Source organism: Polaromonas sp. CF318, assembly GCF_000282655.1.
Classification (GTDB): Bacteria; Pseudomonadota; Gammaproteobacteria; order Burkholderiales; family Burkholderiaceae_C; genus Polaromonas.
On sequence record NZ_AKIV01000120.1, the window covers coordinates 1 to 3,145 of the forward strand.

The 3,145-nt window shown below is 63.9% G+C and carries 3 protein-coding genes; 2 read left to right on the forward strand and 1 reads right to left on the reverse strand.

Annotated features, from left to right (window positions below):
* Nucleotides 1-197 precede the first annotated feature (197 nt).
* Nucleotides 198-1,103: a LysR substrate-binding domain-containing protein gene (locus PMI15_RS19555; protein ID WP_007873446.1), complete on the reverse strand. Its 906-nt coding sequence runs from the start codon at nt 1,101-1,103 to the stop codon at nt 198-200.
* A 194-nt stretch (nt 1,104-1,297) separates the two neighbouring features.
* On the opposite strand from PMI15_RS19555, the gene PMI15_RS19560 reads away from it, so the two are divergent.
* Together PMI15_RS19560 and PMI15_RS19565 are read left to right on the forward strand one after the other, a co-directional pair.
* A complete protein-coding gene (locus PMI15_RS19560; protein ID WP_007873448.1) occupies nt 1,298-1,951 on the forward strand; it encodes an FMN-dependent NADH-azoreductase in 654 nt (217 codons plus the stop codon).
* A gap of 152 nt (nt 1,952-2,103) precedes the next feature.
* A complete protein-coding gene (locus tag PMI15_RS19565) occupies nt 2,104-3,018 on the forward strand; it encodes a TauD/TfdA family dioxygenase (RefSeq protein WP_007873450.1) in 915 nt (304 codons plus the stop codon).
* The last annotated feature ends 127 nt before the right edge of the window (nt 3,019-3,145 follow it).

Below are 3,145 nucleotides of genomic sequence, written 5' to 3' on the forward strand. Positions count from 1 at the left end.
CCCCGGCTGGACCGAGCACCGCAGGTTGCCCCGTAGCGAAGCGCAGGGGACGCAGCAACCAGGGTCGCCTTTTTTTGCTTACTTTTTTTGGCGAAGCAAAAAAAGTGAGTCGCATGCCGGGCGACCCCGGCCAGCAAGCCTCAGCAGCGAGCGCACCGCTGAAGCAAGAGCAGCCAATGGCCTTTGAGGCCAAAACCTCAAGCCAAAGAATCCCCCCTCATCCTCTCCCCCAAAAAATCCAGAAAACTCCTCACTGCCGGCACCTGCCCGCGCCGCGAGGGGAACACCGCATGCGCCACGCCGGAAGGGAGCGACCAGCCCGGCAGCACGGGCACCAGCAGCTGGGCCTGCCGTTCGGCCGCGCTCATGGAGTCGGGTAAAAAACTCATGCCGGTGCCGGCCAGCACCGCGAGTTTCAGGGTCTGCAGGTCGTCGGCGACATAGCGCGGCTGGTGCTGCAGCACGAACTCCTTGCCGCCGGGGCCCAGCAGCCGCCAGGACGAGCGCCCGTCGGCCCAGGACATGGACACGGTGTCGAGCTTGAGCAGGTCTTCGGGTTTTTCGGGCCGGCCCTGGCGTTGCAGCAAGGCCGGGCTGGCCAGCAGCTGGCCGCCGCTGGAGCCCAGGTTCTTGATCACCAGGCTGCCGCTGTCTTCCAGCGTGGGGCGCACGCGCAGCGCGATGTCTATGCCCTCCTCCACCAGGTCGATCACGCGGTTGGTCACGCGCATGTCTATGCGCACCTGGGGATATATCTCCATATAGCGGGGCACCAGGTAGCCCACCGAGCCCTGCGCCAGCGTCACCGGGCAGGTGATGCGCAAGGTGCCGCGCGGCTCGACCTGCATCTGCGCCACGGCTTCGGCCGCGGCCAGGGCCTCGTCGCGCATGGCGCCGCAGTGGCGCAAATAGATTTCACCGACCTCCGTCAGCGAGAGCTTGCGTGTGGTGCGCTGCAAGAGCCGCACGCCCAGCCTGGACTCCAGCTCGGCCACGCGGCGCGACAAGCGTGACTTGGGCAGGCCCAGCGCGCGCCCGGCCGCGGCAAAGCCGCCGCGCTCCACCACCTCCGCGAAATACAGCATGTCATTGAGGTCTTGCATGGGGCGCCGTCCTTCCGTTGATGGCCTGCCTGGCCTTGGTGGCGAATCATTGTCTCGTAGGTAGAACAATCTATCGCAATTTTACCGACTTATCAATCAATCGATCCATCCACACAATCTATCCATGGCTGCGATTCAAGGTGAATACGGCCTGAAAACCCGATTCAACAACCACTCTGTTTAGGAACCCCATCATGAGCAAGCTTCTTCACATCGACTCCAGCATCCTGGGCGGCAACTCGGTTTCCCGCCAGCTCACCGCACAAATCGTGGCTTCCTGGCGCGCCGGCCACCCCGGCACCGAAGTCAGCTACCTGGACCTGGCCGTCGACACGCCTTCCCACCTCTCGGCCGAGTCGCTGGGTTTCCGCATGCCCGCCGGCAGCGACCTGAGCGAGGTGCAAAAGCGCGAAAACGCCGTGTCCGAAGCCCTGGTGACGCAATTCCTGGCAGCCGATGTGATCGTGGTGGGCGCGCCGCTGTACAACTTCGCCATCCCCAGCCAGCTCAAGGCCTGGATTGACCGTGTCGCCCAGGTCGGCCGCACCTTCAAGTACACCGAAAAAGGCCCTGTGGGCCTGGCCGGCGGCAAGACCGTGATCGTGGCTTCTGCCCGCGGCGGCGTCTATTCGACCAGCGAAGCCATGACCGCCCTGGAACACCAGGAAAGCTACCTCAAGGTGGTATTCGGTTTCTTCGGTATCACCGACGTGCGTTTTGTGCGCGCCGAAGGCCTGGCCATGGGCGAAGCCGCCAAGGAGGCCGCCCTGGCCGCGGCGCAGATTGAAATCGTCACGCACACGCAGGCGCCCGCCGCCAACCAGGACCGGGCCGCCGTAGCCGCCTGAACCCGGCGCCCCGCACAGCAAAAAGCCCGCATCCGCGGGCTTTTTTCATGGCGAGGTAATTACCAAATGACAAATCGATTGTTCACTTTGGGCCGGCGCGTCCCTATATTTGCTGCTGGCCCCGCCCAGGGGCACAGATAACAAAGGTGAAGATGACAGCGACTTTGGCTCCCAGCGGGCAAACGGCAACAGCAGAGGCCGCCGCAACCTCCCCCTCCGTTCTTGAGATCCGCCCTTTTGATGCGCCGCTGGGCGCCGAAGTGCTGGGCCTGGACCTCTCACAGCCGCTCTCCGCAGCCGATTTCAGCCGCATACACCGCGCCCACCTGGACCACCATGTGCTGGTGTTTCGCGACCAGCGCATCACGCCGCGGCAGCATGTGGACTTCAGCCGCCGCTTCGGGCCGCTGCAAATCCACGTGCTCAAAAACTTCCAGCTGCCAAACCACCCGGAAATCCTGATCGTCTCCAACATCAAGGAAAACGGCGAACCCATAGGCCTGGGCGACGCCGGCCATTTCTGGCACTCCGACCTTTCCTACAAGGACAAACCCAGCCTGGGCTCGCTGCTGCACGCGCAGGAACTGCCCGCCGAAGGCGGCGACACCCTGTTCGCCAACCAGCACACCGCCTGGGACACCCTGCCCCTGGCCCTCAAGACCGCCGTGCAAGGCCTGCGCGCCGAACACACCTACCTCGCCAAATACGAAGAACTGCGCAGCCGCAGCCCCTGGCGGCCCAAGCTCACGCAGGAACAGGTGGACGAGGTCAAACCGGTGGTCCACCCGGTCGTGCGCACCCACCCCGAAACCGGCCGCAAGGCCCTGTTCGTCAGCGAACATTTCACCACTCGCATCCTCGACATCCCAGAGGACGAAAGTAAAGCGCTGCTGACGGAACTGTTCGAACACACGTCGCGCCCTGAACTCATCTACCGCCACCAGTGGCAGCCGCACGACATGGTCTTCTGGGACAACCGCTCAGTCACCCACCTGGCCGCAGGCACCCCCGACCACCTGCGCCGCAAGCTTTATCGCACGACGATTGAGGGCGATACGCCGTTTTAACGAGCGGTGTGGTTTCGGCGCTGGTATTTGGCGATTCGGTATTCCTGCCCCCACCCCTTGTGGATGCGCCGAGGAGCGCAGGGCCAGACGGATCAGGGCAAAAACTTGTTTGAGCCGAAGGCGAGTT

What these genes read in the sequence shown, in the direction of transcription:
- PMI15_RS19555 (WP_007873446.1), bottom strand. Translation starts at nt 1,103, where the DNA reads ATGCAAGACCTCAATGACATGCTGTATTTCGCGGAGGTGGTGGAGCGC.
- PMI15_RS19560 (WP_007873448.1), top strand. Translation starts at nt 1,298, where the DNA reads ATGAGCAAGCTTCTTCACATCGACTCCAGCATCCTGGGCGGCAACTCG.
- PMI15_RS19565 (WP_007873450.1), top strand. Translation starts at nt 2,104, where the DNA reads ATGACAGCGACTTTGGCTCCCAGCGGGCAAACGGCAACAGCAGAGGCC.